The following is a 15,047-nucleotide window of genomic DNA, read 5'->3' on the forward strand; positions in this document are numbered from 1 at the left end:
CGATTCAGCGCAAGACGTTGCCTACGACGCCCAGCGCGATTGGCGGATCACGTCGCAGAAATTTCCGCGCACAAAGTGCGGATCCTTATCGGCCAGCACGTCGGCTTTCACGTTGCCGAAGGTTGTTTCCGGCTTGTGCTTGATGCCGTCGTAAAACGCCTGAATGATGTCCTCCTTGAAGTGCTCGCTGCGTGGAAAGGCCTCCACCACGGCTTGGCGCTCTTCTTCTGCATAAAGCGCGTGAGTCAGTCCCAGCACATCCATTTCGACGCCCGCCGTAACCAGCGCCACGACCGGGTGCATATGCTGCGCAATGCCTGGCGTCGTGTGCAGTGCGATAGCCGTCCAGACGATATCCAGCTCTGACTCGGCGATACCGTGGCGCCGGAGAAAATCGCGCGCCGCGTTGGCGCCGTCCACTTCGAAGCGCTCGTGGACGCTGCTGTGTTTTTCTGTCAGGCCCATGTCGTGAAACATGGCGCCCGCGTAAAGCAGATCGGGATCGACGTACAGGCCGCGCTGTCGAGCCGCGATGGCCCCGAAATAATAAACGCGGCTGGAATGATTGAAAATAAGCTCCGAAGCGGTATCGCGAACCACCTCCGTCACTTCTCTCGCCAGAACGCTGTCCGGCACCTGGATACCGCTGATCGTGGTTTGCATGATCGTTGTCCTTGATGGCCAGGCTTCAGGCTAGGCTTGGAGCAATCTGTCTTCAATCGACCAAAGCCGTCAATTTCTGCCATCATCGGTTCGAGGCGGCCACGCAGGCGGCGAGGCACTGATGATGAAACCAAAGCGAGTCGTTCTGCTGGCCATGCCCGGCGTGCAGCTGCTGGATGTGTCCGGGCCGATGGACGTCTTTGCCGAAGCCAATGTCCAGGCCGGCTGGCCGGTTTACGACTTGCGCATCATCGCCAGCGAGCCCGGTGAAATCCGCAGTTCATCCGGCGTGCGGCTGATTCCCGACGGCGTGGCCCGTGGGAAAGAAAAAATGCCCATCCATACGCTGCTTGTCGCCGGGTCGCCACACGCCGCCAACAAGCCGTTCGGCGACGCTGCGCTGCGATGGCTCAAGGCCCATGCGCCGCATGCCCGGCGATTCGGCTCGGTGTGCACCGGCGCCTTCCTGCTGGCGGCGGCCGGACTGATCGACCGCAAGCGGGTCACCACGCATTGGGCGGTGGCAGAGAAACTGGCGCACGCCTATCCGGACGTCATCGTCGATGCCGATGCGATTCACGTGCGCGACGGACGCCTGCGCACCTCCGCCGGCGTCACCGCCGGCATGGACCTGGCATTGGCGCTGGTGGAAGAAGACCTGGGCCACACCGTCGCGAAACAGGTCGCCTCGCAGCTGGTGATGTTTTTCCGCCGGCCGGGTGGACAAACGCAATTCAGCCGCGGCGGCGAGTTGGAAGTGGCCGGCCGTTCCTCACTGCAAGAGCTGCAGCGATGGGTCATCGCCAACCCCGAGAAGGACCACTGCGTGACGGCTCTGGCTGCACGGCTGCGTATGAGTCCGCGGCATTTCGCCCGCATTTTCCGCAACGAAATGGGCACGACGCCCGGCGTCTGGGTGGAAACCATACGACTGGCTGCCGCCCGTGAAATGCTCGAAGGTGAGCACGGCGCGCCGAAGCAGGTCGCCGCGCAATGCGGCTTTGCCGACGTGGACAGTTTTCGCCGAGCCTTCAGCCGAGTGTTCGGCATCTCCCCGGCGCAGTATCGGAAATCGCACGCGCACTGAACAACCGGTCATGCGGACCAAGACTGGACTTTCAGCCTAGCCGAACGCGTAGAGCACGGTATTCGTACACCGTGCTCTACGCCATGACGATCGCTTACGACTTGGTCCAGGGCGTGCCGCCGGCATAATCGCTGGTGATGGTGCTGTTGAGCTTGGTCAGAATGGCTGCGTTGGTGGTCACCAAACCCAGCTCGCGATTTTCGGTCAACGACGCGCTCGAGAAATTCTCCGAACCGACGAAGGCCTTCGCGCTCGCGGTGTTGTAGTCGGCCAGGATGACCTTGGCATGGATGTACAGCGCCGTGTCGTTGTCGGGATAGGTGCTGACTTTCACCCCGGCCTTGGTCAAGGCGTCGAATTCCGTCTCGTAGTCGTTGTCGTCGTTGGTCATGCAGACGGTCACCGCGACGCCGCGCTTGGCCGCATTTTCCAGCGCGGTCACCACGCCGCTGTAGCTCATCTCTTCGTTTTCGACCAGCAGGCTGGTCTTGGCGCCGTTGATGATGTTGACCAGATCGGTCGCCGATACCGTCGGGCTCCACACCAAGTCGTCGCCCAAGGGTGGCGTGATGCTCTGGGCAGCGAAGTCGGCGTTGAACGTGCTTTCGATCGCCGCGACGTCGGCCGGATCGTTTTCGATCACCGCGAAGTCGCGCGTGGTGCTGTAGTAGCGGCTGGTGAGGTTGAGCGTCATCACCGCGCTGATCGTGTTATCGACCGTGATGGTTTTCTGATGCGTCGCGGCGTACTTGGTCCAGGCCCAGACCACCTGCACGCCGTGCGACGTCAGGTCGTTATATGCCGCCGTGTTGTTGCTCTTCTCCAGGTTCTGATCGAGGATCACGCGAACCTTGATGCCGTTCTCGGCGGCCTGATCGAGCAGCGTTTGCGCCTGCGTGTCGACCAGCTCGTACATGGTCATGTCGATGCTCGACTTGGCCGACTGGATCAGGTTGTAGATCGGCGTGAGGCCCTGATCGGGCTCGGTGACCAAGGTCTGCGTCACCGTGGTGCTGGCCAAGCTTTGGCTCGCCATGCCGAGGGTGCCCGCACAAAAGAGCGCGGCGCAAATGGTGGTTTTCATGGAGGTGTTCGATCCGCAACGGTTCTTCATAAGTCAGTCCTTTTGGTTGGCAAGTTGAAAGAGATCCGCGTAATGGGTCTTGACTACCCACGCTGCGAACCCCGGGTGCCCGGACAATCCAGTGCTCCCCCTGCAGCAGACGCCTGACGCCACAGCCGCCTGCTATTGAAGACCTCTTTTGTGACGCTAGGCTTTCCGTTCGTCGACGCAGGTTTATACGTTTAAAAACGATACATGCCAAAAGCCCACCGATCACCGCAATAGCTTGCCGCGCCACCGGGCGCGCTGCGACTGCCGCTTCGATGGGACTTGGGTTTGGCGAGTGTTTGCCGCCAGGTTATCGACTCGCAAGTTTTCGCCCGTCGAGCCATAAATGAAAGGCTCGGAGCAACGACCCGCAGAAACAGCGACTAACGATTTCCGATAGCAGCCTCGATTGAGGCGATCACCATTGGGCAAAACGCATCACCATCACGGAGCCACGCGTGCGCGCTCCCTTGGGCTATCGAACCCCACCCCCATATCTGTGCCATAACGTATGTCGACCATAAACAGGAGCCAACCGATGACCGCTACAACCGAACGCGCCGTTCTCGCCGGCGGCTGCTTCTGGGGCATGCAGGAGCTGATCCGCAGCCAGCCGGGCGTGATCTCCACCCGCGTCGGCTACTCCGGCGGCGATGTGCCCAACGCCACCTATCGCAATCACGGCACGCACGCCGAGGCGATCGAGATCATCTTCAACCCGCAGGTGATCAGCTACCGCACCCTGCTGGAATTCTTTTTCCAGATCCACGACCCCAGCACGCCGAACCGCCAGGGCAACGATCGCGGCGTGAGCTATCGCTCGGCGATCTTCTATGCCAACGAGGAACAGAAGGACATCGCCGAGGACACCATCGCCGACGTCGACGCTTCCGGCCTGTGGCCGGGCAAGGCGGTGACCGAGCTGGCGCCGGTCGGCGATTTCTGGGAAGCCGAGCCCGAGCACCAGGACTATCTGCAGCACTATCCCACCGGCTACACCTGCCACTTCATCCGGCCGCAGTGGAAGCTGCCGCGCCGCGCCTGACGGTAAGCAGACCGACCCGCGTGCACGACGTCACTCGCGCACGCGGCGGCTCGCTCAATCAATGCAGCGACATCGCCCAGGTGATGTAAGCCGCATTGACGGCAGTAAGCGTCAGAGCTATCAGAAAAATAACGTCGGCCATTCGTTCGAGCCGATAGTTGCGGGTCAGGCTTCGGGTGCGCAAGGCCCAGTAGGACAGCAAGCAGGACGCTAGATAAAGCATCGCGTTCACTGCCAGCAGGTCTTCGGCCACCATGTCGGACTTGTGCGTGGAGATCACTACACGAATGATGCCCACCACCGTCAAACACACGCCCACCATGGCGGCGGAGGCGGTGAAGATATGGACACAGATGTTTTCATCCAGACGGATACGCTGGGACTTGCGGGGCGTGTTGACCAGAAAACTCATGGGGCTTCTTCGCTGATGAACGACTCCGTGATGGAACGCGGAACACGGGCAATAGTTTCATCATGGCCCGTCGCAGCGGGGTCGGCGATTCAGCGAACGAAGAGATAAGGTCAATAACGCCTGCGTCATGTCGTGTTCCGTCAACGCCTGGATAATCCGTCCTCGCTTGAGTGATCAGCGCGCGACTCGCATCGATATTTAGTGGGCAACGTCTCGCGATCGACTTCGCCTCGGTCACACACCATCTCGTTACGCGGCAAGCCGGCCGGCATCGCGTGATGCTTTGCCCCACGGCAGCGCAACCTCGGTAAAGTGCAGGCTGTGATCCGGTTTAGGGGACGGAAAAGCTGATGCCTGTGAGTCCATCGAAATACGTTCGCTATCGGCAGCGACTGCTGCCTTTTGCTGCCGCGTTGACCTTAGCGCTGTCATTGCAGGCATTCGCTACCGACGTTACTTACGAGACGGCGCGATGGCAGCGCGAGGCGCGCGACGTCACCATCACCCGCGACGACTGGGGCATTGCCCACGTGCACGGCAAAACCGATGCCGACGCCGTCTTCGGCATGGCCTATGCGCAGGCCGAGGACGATTTCAACCGCGTCGAAACCAACTATCTCAACGCGATGGGCCGGCTCGCCGAGGCCGAAGGCGAGTCGGCGATCTGGCAGGACCTGCGGATGAAGCTGTTTATCGACCCGGTCGCGCTGAAGGCGATGTACGCAAAAAGCCCGCGCTGGCTGCAGGCGCTGATGAACAGTTGGGCGGACGGCCTCAACGATTACCTGGCCGAGCATCCCGATGTGCATCCGCGCGTCATCCGACACTTCGAGCCGTGGATGGCGCTGAGCTTCAGCGAAGGCAGCATCGGCGGCGATATCGAGCGCGCGGCGCTGAACCCGCTGGAAGCGTTTTACGGCCGGAATCCGGCCGCGCTGGCGCGCGTCGATCCGCCCTCGAGCTGGAGCGAACCGACCGGATCCAATGGCATTGCGATTGCGCCCAAGCTCACCGTCGACGGGCACGCGCTGCTGCTGATCAACCCGCACACGTCGTTCTTCTTCCGCTCCGAACTGCAGATGAGCAGCGATGCCGGGCTCGATGCCTACGGCGCCGTGACCTGGGGCCAGTTCTTCATCTACCAGGGCTTCAATCCGCACATCGGCTGGATGCACACCTCGACTGGCGCCGACGTGGTCGACGAATTTGCCGAGACCGTCGTGCACGAGGACGGCAAGCTGTTCTATCGCTACGGCAGCGAGCTGCGGCCAGTGACCAGCAAAACCATCACCGTGCCGTATCGGGCGAAGAACGGCTCGATGGCCGAACGCCGCTTCACCGTCTACGCCACGCATCACGGCCCGATCGTGCGGGCCGCCGACGGCAAGTGGATCGCCATCGCGCTGATGAACAAGCCGATCGAGGCGCTCGAACAAAGCTGGTTGCGTACCAAGGCCAGCGATTACGTGAGCTATATGAAGGTTGCGGAGCTGAAGGCCAACTCGTCCAACAACACCATCTTCGCCGACGACAAGGGCGAGATCGCGTACCTGCATCCGCAGTTCATCCCACGGCGCGATAACCGCTTCGATTACACCAAGCCGGTCGACGGCAGCGATCCCGATACCGACTGGAAAGGCCTGCTGCCACTCGACGCCGCGCCGCACCTGCTCAATCCGCCGAACGGCTGGATCTTCAACACCAACGACTGGCCCTACTCCGCCGCGGGGCCTTACAGCCCGAAGCAGGCCGACTACCCGCGCTACATGGACAGCGTCGGCGAAAACCCGCGAGGCATCCACGCCACCACCCTGCTCACCGGCCAGCGCGACTTCACCCTGGCGTCGCTGATCGGCACTGCCTTCGATTCGTACCTGCCGGCATTCGCTCGGCAGATACCGATCCTCGTGGCCGACTACGACGCGCTGCCCGCCAGCGATCCGCTGAAAACAAAACTCGCCAGCCAGATCGCCCTGCTGCGCCACTGGGACTATCGCTGGGGCATCACCTCGATACCGACCTCGCTGGCGGTGTTCTGGGGCGACACCCTGTGGGATTCGGTCAGCAAGGCCGATACCGCCGAGGGCTTGTCGATCTACGACTATATGGCCGAGAAAGCCGGACCCGCAGCGCGCCTGCAGGCGCTGGTCGAAGCCTCCGACCGGCTGGAAAAAGATTTCGGCAGCTGGGGCACGCCGTGGGGCGAGATCAACCGCTTCCAGCGCCTCACCGGCGATATCGAGCAGCCATTCAATGACAACAAGCCGAGTATTCCAGTACCGTTCGTCTCCTCGCGCTGGGGCTCCCTCGCCTCGTTTGGCGCGCACCTCTGGCCGGGCACAAAGCGCTATTACGGCACCAGCGGAAACAGCTTCGTCGCCGTGGTGGAGTTCGGCCCCAAGGTGCACGCCCGCGCCATCACCGCCGGCGGCGAAAGCGGCCACCCGGACTCACCGCACTTCAACGACGAAGCCGAACGCTACAGCACCGGCAACCTGCGCACCGTCTATTTCTGGCCGGAAGAACTGCAGGGTCATATCGAGCGGGTGTATCACCCGGGGTCATAAGCGCTGGCTTAGAGCCTGTTCCCGATAAGCACACTGCCAGCGCAAAAAGCAGACATCCGCCAGGCGCGATCGGTCGCCGTCTCGACTGCCAACTAGATAGCGGACGAAGGTCAAACGCTCCTCGTCGCCACAACCGGCGGCACGGCGGCGGCGCGCAGCGCCGGTCCCAGCACGGCGAGCTGGCCGATCGACCACAGCGCGATCGCGCCGACCGGGAAATAGATCGCAGGCAGCCGCGGCAATTCGTAGTGCATCATCAGGAAAAGGTTGACGCCGTAGGCCAGCACCATGCCGAGCGCGATACCGATCGTGGCCAGGAGGAAGTTCTCAGTCTGGAAATAGTGCAGGATGTCGCCGCGGGTGGCGCCCAGCGCGCGGCGCACGCCGATCATGCGGCGCCGCTGTGCCACCCAGAAACTCGCCAGGCCGACGATGCCGAGCGCAGTGACGATGAGCAGTGCCACGATGACACCCACCAGCATGCCGGCCATGGCGCGGTCGTTGGCGAAAAACGCACGGCGCGCATGATCGTATGTACGCGCCTTCAATACGACACGATTGGGATTGAGCTGTTTGAGCTTGGCCACCGCCGCTTTCAGCACTGATTCTCTATGCTGCGGCGCGCAGCGGATGAAGTAGCTCGCACCATCGGCCGAGGTCATGCGAATCGGCCAATACGTGCTGTACTGCGCACCCTGCTGCAGGTTGTTCTGGCGCGCCAGAACGGCTATGACGCCGATCACGCGAAATGGAATGCCGCTTTCCGTGTAGAGCGTCTTGCCCAACGCTTCCTGTCCGGGCCACAACCGCTCGGCAATAGCCTGCGTGATGATCATGGTCTGTGGCAGACCCTTCATGTCGCCATTGTTCAAGGCGGCTACCGCCGTATCGAAATCGACGTATTCGCCGGGCTCGAAATTGCGTCCGGCCACCAAGCGCACGCCCAGTGTAGGCAGCAGGTTCTGGCCTAAATACTGACCTGCATCAAGCGTGTTCTGTTGCTGCTGAGGATCTAGCTTGATGCCGGTATTGGACGAGCCATCGAGTGAGAACGGCAGGTAGCGATCCAGCCCCACCTGCTTGACGCCAGGCATCTGTTGCAGCGCCGCCACGTCGTTCTGCGTCTGCGCCTTGGCATCGGGGGTATCGCCGATGTATCCCAACTGGATCTGCACCAGCTCGTGCTCGGCAATGCCGCTGGGCACGTCCATACGCTGCAGCCGCTGGCCGATCAGGAATACCGCGTTGCAGACGATGGCACAGGTCAGCGCGATCTCCAGAGCCAGCAGCCATGCGGTGAGCTTGTGCCGGCGCAGGGTGGAAAGAATCGGCAGGATGTCCATGTCAATTACTCTTCAGTTGCAGGGCGGGCGCGATCTGGCAGGCACGCCAGGCCGGCAGCAGACCGGCCAACAGGCTTGCGCCCAGCGCCAGCAGGAAGGTGGCCAGCAGCATCGCCGGATCCAGATGCGCCAACGGCGCGTACTCCGCTGGCTGTCGACGCACCAGCCACAGTCCGAGCAAGGCCAGCAGCAGCCCACCGATGCCTCCGGCAAGACCAACCACACCCGACTCCACCAGCAGCTGCGCGAACAGCGAGCGTTTCGATGCGCCCAGCGCGCGGCGCACGCCCAGCTCGCCGGCACGGCGCATGAACTTGGCCAGCATCAAGCCCACGGTATTGACCAGACACACCAGCAAAAAGCCGAATGCCAGCCAGGTCTGCAGGCGCACGTCATCCGGTACCACCTGGTTGTAGTCCAGCCACTGCATGACATCGCGCAGCTGGACATTAGGCGGCCGCTGGAAACGGCCGAGCGCTTTTTGCTGCTCCGAGTAATGGATGAGGAACGTCTTGTATGCGGCCGCCTCAGCTGGCTTATCCAGTTGCACCCAGAACTGCAGCCAGGCGCAGCGCGAAGCATGATCCGGATTGATGCCGGTACCCCCCTTGCCCCAGCAGTCGACGCTGCCGTCGTGATGCATGCCCACATCCTGCGAGCTGGACAGCGGCACGTAGACCCCTTCGTTTTCGTCATAACTCTTGCGAAGGAGGTCGTAGAACTGTGGATTGGGATGCCAGTTGCCGAGCACGCCGACGATGCGAAACTCGGCACCGGACAGGCGCAGCGTCTGGCCCGTGCTGTCCGTGCCACCGAACAGCTTGCCGTTGAGCGTGGCGCTGATCACCGCCACGCGTGCATGCGCTTCGTCGTCCGACGCGCTCCATGCGTGTCCGTATTCCAACGGCACGCCGAACATCGGAAAGAAATCGCCGGTGGTGTAACGCGCCGCTTCGTAGAACGGATCGAGCATCGTGTTGTGCCGCTGCACAACCACCAGGCCGCCGGTCATCAGCGCCTGACGATCCGCGCGTTTCGCACGCAGCAGGTTCATGCCGTCGATCCAGCTCACCTGATACATCGGTTGCGACTTGCCAGGCAGATAGCCGTTCATGTCGCGCGGATCGACCTGCGCGTAATACAACGTGCTGCTGCGACCTGGCAACGGATCACCGGACAGCACATGCAGTACGGTCAGCGTAGTCATGCTGGCGCCGATGCCCAGCGCAATCGCCAACACCATCAGCGCGGTAAGAACTTTGTTGCGTCTGAGACTGCGCAAGGCGAGATCAAAGTAATAGCCGAGCATTCCTCTCCTCCATTCACTTCCGCTTTTACAAGCAGGAGCTTGATCCGCCGCCAATCAGCTGGCAGCAGATTTGGGGTGAATGGAGACGTCGGCGTGGCGAGGGGGAACTATTGCCCCATGCGGGCGAATATCGCTACGCGATACCGTCGGCTGAGTCGGAGTACGCGGCCACTGTGCAGGTGCATTTCGTAGTCACCCTTAAAGAGGGGGGTGAGCGATGCGACAGAACCGAGGTTCACAGCTGTCGACTTGTGGATCCGTACGAAGCGCTGTTCCCCCAGTTGGGACAGCAGATCCTGCAGCGTCCTGCGCAGCAGGTAGTTGCGCGCAGCCGTGTGCACGTGGACGTAGTTGTCGTCGGCTTCAAGCCATTCGATGGATGCTGCATCGATCAGCTGTAAGCGCTCGCCGTCCGGTACGAGCAAGCGCTCGCAAGAAGGCGCCCGTGCTCGCCCAATCGCTACCGCTGGAGCGCCGGATTCATGGGCGTTCAGCCGATCCCTGACGCGCTGCACGGTTTGCGCAAAACGATCCATGTCATAAGGCTTGAGCAGATAGTCGACAGCATTGAGCTCGAACGCCTTCACCGCATGCTGGTCGAATGCAGTCACGAACACGATGAGCGGTGCACTCGACGGCTCAAGCTGCGCTGCGACCTGGAGTCCCGACAAGGTCGGCATCTGGACATCGAGAAAGGCCACGTCCGGGCGGAGCTGTTCGATGCACTGCGCCGCGGACAATCCGTCTTCGGCCGATCCGGCCACGGTCATACCCGGCTGTTCGGCCACCCAGCGTTCGAGCTTCTCGCGGGCTGGCGCCTCGTCATCGGCGATCACGGCGCGGATCATTGAATGGTGTCCATCAGCGGTATCAATACGCGCGCGGCAACGCCGTCGCCCTCGTTGCGGACCAGCAGGGATGCCTTACTGCCATAAATGATGCCGAGTCGCTCCCGGCCGTTGCGAAATCCCACTCCGTCACGTTGCTCCGGCACCAGCATGGAGCCCGAGTTGCTAATGACGATTTCCAGTGCGTCGCTTTCGCGCCGGACACTGACAATGATGGACACGTGCGCCACCGTGGGCTCGACGCCGTGCTTAAATACGTTCTCAAGCAAGGGCTGCAACACCAGTGCCGGAATGGGTGTGTCAAGCAGAGCCTGATCGATCTGCCAGTCCACCGTGACGCGATCCCGGAACCGTTCGAGCATGATGTCGGCATACAGCTCGAGCGTGCGCAGTTCTTCGGCGAGTGGTGTCATCTCATGCTCATTGGACCGAAGACTGATACGCAGCAGATCTCCCAGAGCGGCCACCAAACGGTCGGCTCGCGCCACGTCCGTATGCATCAGCGCCGAGACGGTGTTGAGCGCGTTGAACAGGAAATGTGGCCGCAGCTGGCCCTGGAGCCGTGCAAGCTGCGCCTCGGCCAGCGCTTTCTGCGTTTGTAGCAAACGTTGCCATTGAAATTGCCACTGTCCATAGGAATCGATACCGAACAGCACCCCGAGCCACAGGCCCGAGTTGTACGTCACTTTGAGGCTCTCATACACGACAATGAATCCCCACCGGCCCGAGGGTTCGTAGGTACGACCCACGGCGGCGTAGACGCCATACCGTATCGCGTAAACCGCCATAATCCAGGTGATGCAGACCAGCGGCAACCATCGCAGATACCTGGCAAACCAGATCAAGGGCTTGTCCAGAGGCGGCGCACGGCGCCCACGAAACCGGACGGCAAGCCACATCCATCCGGTCGAGACCAGCGCCGAACTCCCTTCCGTCAGGATCGGCTCCCACCACTGCGTGAGCGGATTACGGAGCTGATCCTCGATGGCGACACCGATCATGAGCAGCCAGAACGCTGCCCACAATGCCCAAAACGTGGACACGGTCTTGAGCGGAAACGCCGCGCCGTCATCGGCGTGGGCGCTTACCGGCTGCTGGCGGGATGACACGTTCATGGCGATCGAGTTTAGCCGCACCTGCGGCGACCGACGTCGCCCATGTGGCAAGCGGGACCTGAGCGGGGCGAACGGCCGCGGTCAGGGTATGAAACGTCGTCAGCTAGAAGCGTGTCTGGCGATGATTTCGACCAACTCAAAATGCAAGGTGACCAACTCGAAGCAATCGTGCAAATCCACATGGGGCATACAACGAATATGGCATTGCCGAAACTCTTCGGCACTCGAGAACGTCTCGCCACGCCACACTTCTTCCGGAACGTTGCCGAACTCTATCCGATAGACCTTGGTCGCCCGGATGATGCAGCGCAGGACCCGCTTCGGATCGTAGACCTCAATGAGATCGCCGGGCTCGTAGCTGCCGTCGCCATGTTCACCGTAAGGCTTGTAATATTCTTCGACCGTTTCCGAAGTCACGGTCTTGCGACCTTCCATCACGCTGACGGGAAGACTGTCGTCGTCCTCATGCGCGCTCCAGAAAGTCAGCCTCTTTCTCCGTTCCATATTTCCCTCATGAATTGAGCCAAAGCCGCATGCAGAGATTAACCGGATGTCTTGACGCTTAAATCGCCTCGATAGCCACGTGTCGCCGGATTGAGTGTCATATCGAACGCGTCGCTTCTACCGGAGGCACACGCGAAGCACGCAGCGCCGGAGCCAGGGTCGCTGCTTGGCCGAGCAGCAGAAGCATCAGCACGCCAGCCAACACGAAATCGATGGGCAGCAGTCTCATTTCGAAGTGCCGCACCAGCCACCAACTCATGCCCATGGCCAACACCGAACCGACCATCACGCCGGCTGCGCTGATCAGGAAATTCTCAGTAAGGAAATACGAGAGAATGTCGCCTTTTCTCGCTCCAAGCGCGCGGCGCACGCCGATTTGCTTACGCCGTTGAGCGACCCAGAAGCTCGTCAACCCGACTATGCCGGCGGCAGTAATGACCAGCAACACGGCGCAAATGATGCCCATCAGAGCCGCCATGCCACGATCTGCTTCATATGATTTTGCGCGAACCTGCGCAAAGCTCCGCACACCGCGCTCGGGGTCGATGATTCGCAATCGGCTTTGCGCGAACAACGCCTTGGGTGCCTCACGCATGGCGTCGGCCAACTCGCGTGGCCTGGCGCGCACCAGGTAGATGCTGCGATCCTGAATCAGTCTGGCAGGCAGCAGCACCGCGTTGTATGCCCTGCTGTCCGGGCTCTGCGCGAAAGGGCCTTGCAGCGTATCGGTTACTCCAATAACCACACCAGGCTCGCCATGCATCGTCACATAGACCTTTTTGCCCAATGCAGACTGATTCCGGAAAACTTGTTCTGCCAGCGCCCTGGAAAGGATGACTTCAGCCGGCGCGATCGCTCCGTTGTTGGTCATGTCGGTGATCTCGTCAGGATGGAAGTTCCGTCCCGCGATCAGCTTGACGCCAAGGGCTGCCAGCGTGTGGTCATCCGCAAAGTAGCGAGCGATATCGGCGTTGCCCTGGCTCTGTTCTGCCGTCAGCGAAAAAGAACTCGTCCAGCCCTCTCCGCTGAGCGGGTAGCTATTGACCTGCGACGCGTCCTGCACACTCGGTAAGTGCCGCAAAGCGATCAGGTCCGCCTGAATTTGCGCATCGGTACGCTGCGTCGACGATTTGTCCACCCATTGGTTTTCAATTGCAAAAAGGTTGGTCTCTTCTATCCCACTTGGGCGATGCACGCGCTGTAGCCTTTGCTGAATGATGAAAAGGCCATTGCATACGATGGCCAGCGTCAGCGCGATCTGCATGGCAATCAGCACGGTTCCGGCCTTATGCCTGCGGAGTGCAACAAGTATGGGTTTGATTTGCACGCGTCGATTCCCTGCTTAGTTCGACTTCAGCTGCCATGCCGGCTGCACGCGGGACGCCCGCCAGGTTGGATAAAAGGCCGCCACTACAGTTGCCAAGACAGCGGTCCCAAGGGTTAACCCGATCAGCGCGAAATCCACGTGCGCCAACCGAGCAATCTCTGGTTTGAACAACAGCCCGAGGCCGAACATGCCTGCGTAAGTAAGGATCAGACCCAGCAAGCCACCCGCCAAACCTACCGTGCCAGCTTCAACCAGATACTGACAATAGATGGCGATACGCGAGGCGCCTAGCGCACGACGTACCGCGATTTCAGCCGAACGTCGCATGAATTTTGCCAAAAGCAGGCCAATCGTATTGACGATGCAGATAACGAAAAAGCTGACTGCCACCAGCAATGAGACGCTGGCCTCCGGGGGCACCACCTGGTTGACATCGAGGTATGCGTTCACATCGTACAAGCGCACGTTCGGTGTCCATTGAAAGCGCCCTTCGTGCTGCTGCAGAGCAGCGTATGCGGTGAGAAACTGGCGATAGTCAGCCACTTGTTTTGGCCCAGCCAATTCGACCCACACCTTCAGCCACACGCACTCGCCGTGCAACCAACTGTTCCAATCGGTACCGTCGTTAACGGACCCGCAGCTGTAACCGGTCGTCGCGGTTTGCAAATCGAGTGCGCGGTTATATGACACATACAGGGTGGAACGCTGCGCGCCGCGCTCGCCATGCAGGGGCCGTTCGGCAAGGTCGCCAAAGCCATACGGAAAATCCACCGCAGCTATGCGAAACGGCTGGCGGTGGAAGATCTCGCCAGCGAGGCGTCGATGAGCGTGCCCAGCTTTCACGCGCACTTTCGTGCCGTTACCAACACCTCGCCGATGCAGTACCTGAAATCCACGCGCCTGCATCAGGCGCGCCTGCTGATGATGCGCAACGGACTGACCGCGGCTGCCGCGTGTGCCAAGGTCGGCTACGAAAGCAGCTCGCAGTTCAGTCGTGAATTCAAACGCCTTTTCGGCCGCACGCCGGTGGATGAGGTCGAGCGAATGAAACGCCGTTTCGCGCTGCCGCCCCCCGCCGCGCCATCGGCCTATGTTTCATCGCACTGACGGCGCTATCGCGGACGATCGAGGATGCCGTGCCTAGCCAATAGCTTTGGCGGTAGGTTGTCTGATCGTCAAAGCTGAATGCCGATTGCAGCGTTGGCGCTTTTTCCGATTCTCGGCCCGTATCCACAAAACTCATCGCGGGTAAATTTTTCATCGACCATCTGACGACCGGCATCGTGCAACTCAGCGAACAGCCGCTCACTGCAAGTCAACTGCTGTGATCGAGGATGATCTTCCAGCCGCCTGGCGTCCTTTCCCACAGCAGCGAGAACACGCCGTCGTCCTTGGTCACTTCGCCGTGGGCGCTGCGATCGAGGTGGAAACGGCCGGTGACGGCGGCGTAGCGCACCACGCCGTCGGCGCCGGGCAACAGCCGCACGTCGATAGCCGAAAACGTAAGGCGCCCCATCTGCGCCCTGGTCGCATAGTGCTGGCGGTAGCTGGCGAGAATGTCGCGATAGCCCTTGCGGACGCTGGAACCGACAAAGGTGGTATCGGAGGCATCCTTGTAACCCTGCATGAAATCGTCGACGTCGCCGCGATTCCAGGCTGCCTGCTGCTGTGCCATCACTTGCTTGATGGCGGTGGTATCAGAGCCCATGGCCGTCT

15 protein-coding genes are annotated in these 15,047 nt (G+C 61.1%); 4 read left to right on the forward strand and 11 right to left on the reverse strand.

Features of this window, described 5'->3' with window-relative positions; translation table 11 throughout:
* Nucleotides 1–21: 21 nt before the first annotated feature.
* Entirely contained in the window at nt 22–663 is a 642-nt protein-coding gene (locus HDE78_RS02610; RefSeq protein WP_179476936.1) for an HD domain-containing protein, read from the reverse strand.
* A 124-nt stretch (nt 664–787) separates the two neighbouring features.
* Here HDE78_RS02610 and HDE78_RS02615 point away from each other — a divergent pair, with 124 nt between their 5' ends.
* Entirely contained in the window at nt 788–1,750 is a 963-nt protein-coding gene (locus HDE78_RS02615) for a GlxA family transcriptional regulator (RefSeq protein WP_184505492.1), read from the forward strand.
* Nucleotides 1,751–1,844: 94 nt separating this feature from the next.
* On the opposite strand, the gene HDE78_RS02620 is transcribed toward HDE78_RS02615, so the two are convergent.
* On the reverse strand, nt 1,845–2,834 hold the full coding sequence (locus HDE78_RS02620) for a phospholipase D-like domain-containing protein (RefSeq protein ID WP_179476938.1): 990 nt from the start codon (nt 2,832–2,834) through the stop codon (nt 1,845–1,847).
* A 565-nt stretch (nt 2,835–3,399) separates the two neighbouring features.
* Here HDE78_RS02620 and msrA point away from each other — a divergent pair.
* Complete coding sequence (msrA, locus tag HDE78_RS02625; protein ID WP_179476939.1) at nt 3,400–3,906, forward strand: peptide-methionine (S)-S-oxide reductase MsrA; 507 nt, start codon at nt 3,400–3,402, stop codon at nt 3,904–3,906.
* Nucleotides 3,907–3,964: 58 nt separating this feature from the next.
* Here msrA and HDE78_RS02630 read toward each other — a convergent pair whose 3' ends face one another.
* Nucleotides 3,965–4,318, reverse strand: a complete 354-nt coding sequence (locus HDE78_RS02630; protein WP_179476940.1) for a hypothetical protein — start codon at nt 4,316–4,318, stop codon at nt 3,965–3,967.
* Nucleotides 4,319–4,668: 350 nt separating this feature from the next.
* Here HDE78_RS02630 and HDE78_RS02635 point away from each other — a divergent pair, with 350 nt between their 5' ends.
* Nucleotides 4,669–6,885: a penicillin acylase family protein gene (locus HDE78_RS02635; protein WP_179476941.1), complete on the forward strand. Its 2,217-nt coding sequence runs from the start codon at nt 4,669–4,671 to the stop codon at nt 6,883–6,885.
* A 110-nt stretch (nt 6,886–6,995) separates the two neighbouring features.
* Here the strand turns inward: HDE78_RS02635 and HDE78_RS02640 are convergent, their stop codons facing one another.
* The 7 genes from HDE78_RS02640 to HDE78_RS21210 all read right to left on the reverse strand — a co-directional run bounded on the left by HDE78_RS02640 (nt 6,996) and on the right by HDE78_RS21210 (nt 14,174).
* On the reverse strand, nt 6,996–8,228 hold the full coding sequence (locus HDE78_RS02640; RefSeq protein ID WP_179476942.1) for an FtsX-like permease family protein: 1,233 nt from the start codon (nt 8,226–8,228) through the stop codon (nt 6,996–6,998).
* Between the two features lies 1 nt (nt 8,229).
* A complete protein-coding gene (locus HDE78_RS02645) occupies nt 8,230–9,537 on the reverse strand; it encodes an ABC transporter permease (protein ID WP_179476943.1) in 1,308 nt (435 codons plus the stop codon).
* Nucleotides 9,538–9,644: 107 nt separating this feature from the next.
* Nucleotides 9,645–10,385 (reverse strand): LytTR family DNA-binding domain-containing protein, encoded by a 741-nt coding sequence (locus HDE78_RS02650; RefSeq protein ID WP_179476944.1) that lies wholly within the window; start codon nt 10,383–10,385, stop codon nt 9,645–9,647.
* Nucleotides 10,382–11,500, reverse strand: coding sequence for a histidine kinase (locus HDE78_RS02655; protein WP_179476945.1), 1,119 nt, complete (start codon nt 11,498–11,500; stop codon nt 10,382–10,384). The genes HDE78_RS02650 and HDE78_RS02655 overlap by 4 nt, the downstream gene beginning before the upstream one ends.
* 99 nt (nt 11,501–11,599) lie before the next feature.
* Nucleotides 11,600–12,004, reverse strand: coding sequence for an ASCH domain-containing protein (locus HDE78_RS02660; RefSeq protein WP_218861931.1), 405 nt, complete (start codon nt 12,002–12,004; stop codon nt 11,600–11,602).
* A gap of 97 nt (nt 12,005–12,101) precedes the next feature.
* Nucleotides 12,102–13,331: an FtsX-like permease family protein gene (locus tag HDE78_RS02665; RefSeq protein ID WP_345776018.1), complete on the reverse strand. Its 1,230-nt coding sequence runs from the start codon at nt 13,329–13,331 to the stop codon at nt 12,102–12,104.
* A gap of 15 nt (nt 13,332–13,346) precedes the next feature.
* Entirely contained in the window at nt 13,347–14,174 is an 828-nt protein-coding gene (locus tag HDE78_RS21210) for an FtsX-like permease family protein (RefSeq protein ID WP_179476946.1), read from the reverse strand.
* Here HDE78_RS21210 and HDE78_RS02675 point away from each other — a divergent pair.
* A complete protein-coding gene (locus tag HDE78_RS02675) occupies nt 14,154–14,438 on the forward strand; it encodes an AraC family transcriptional regulator (RefSeq protein WP_255457562.1) in 285 nt (94 codons plus the stop codon). The two genes, HDE78_RS21210 and HDE78_RS02675, sit on opposite strands and share 21 nt — an antisense overlap.
* A gap of 208 nt (nt 14,439–14,646) precedes the next feature.
* Here the strand turns inward: HDE78_RS02675 and HDE78_RS02680 are convergent, their stop codons facing one another.
* Nucleotides 14,647–15,039 (reverse strand): SgcJ/EcaC family oxidoreductase, encoded by a 393-nt coding sequence (locus HDE78_RS02680; protein ID WP_179476948.1) that lies wholly within the window; start codon nt 15,037–15,039, stop codon nt 14,647–14,649.
* Between the last annotated feature and the right edge of the window lie 8 nt (nt 15,040–15,047).

The sequence above is a fragment of the Rhodanobacter sp. K2T2 genome (genome assembly GCF_013408815.1).
In the GTDB taxonomy this organism is placed as follows: Bacteria; Pseudomonadota; Gammaproteobacteria; order Xanthomonadales; family Rhodanobacteraceae; genus Rhodanobacter.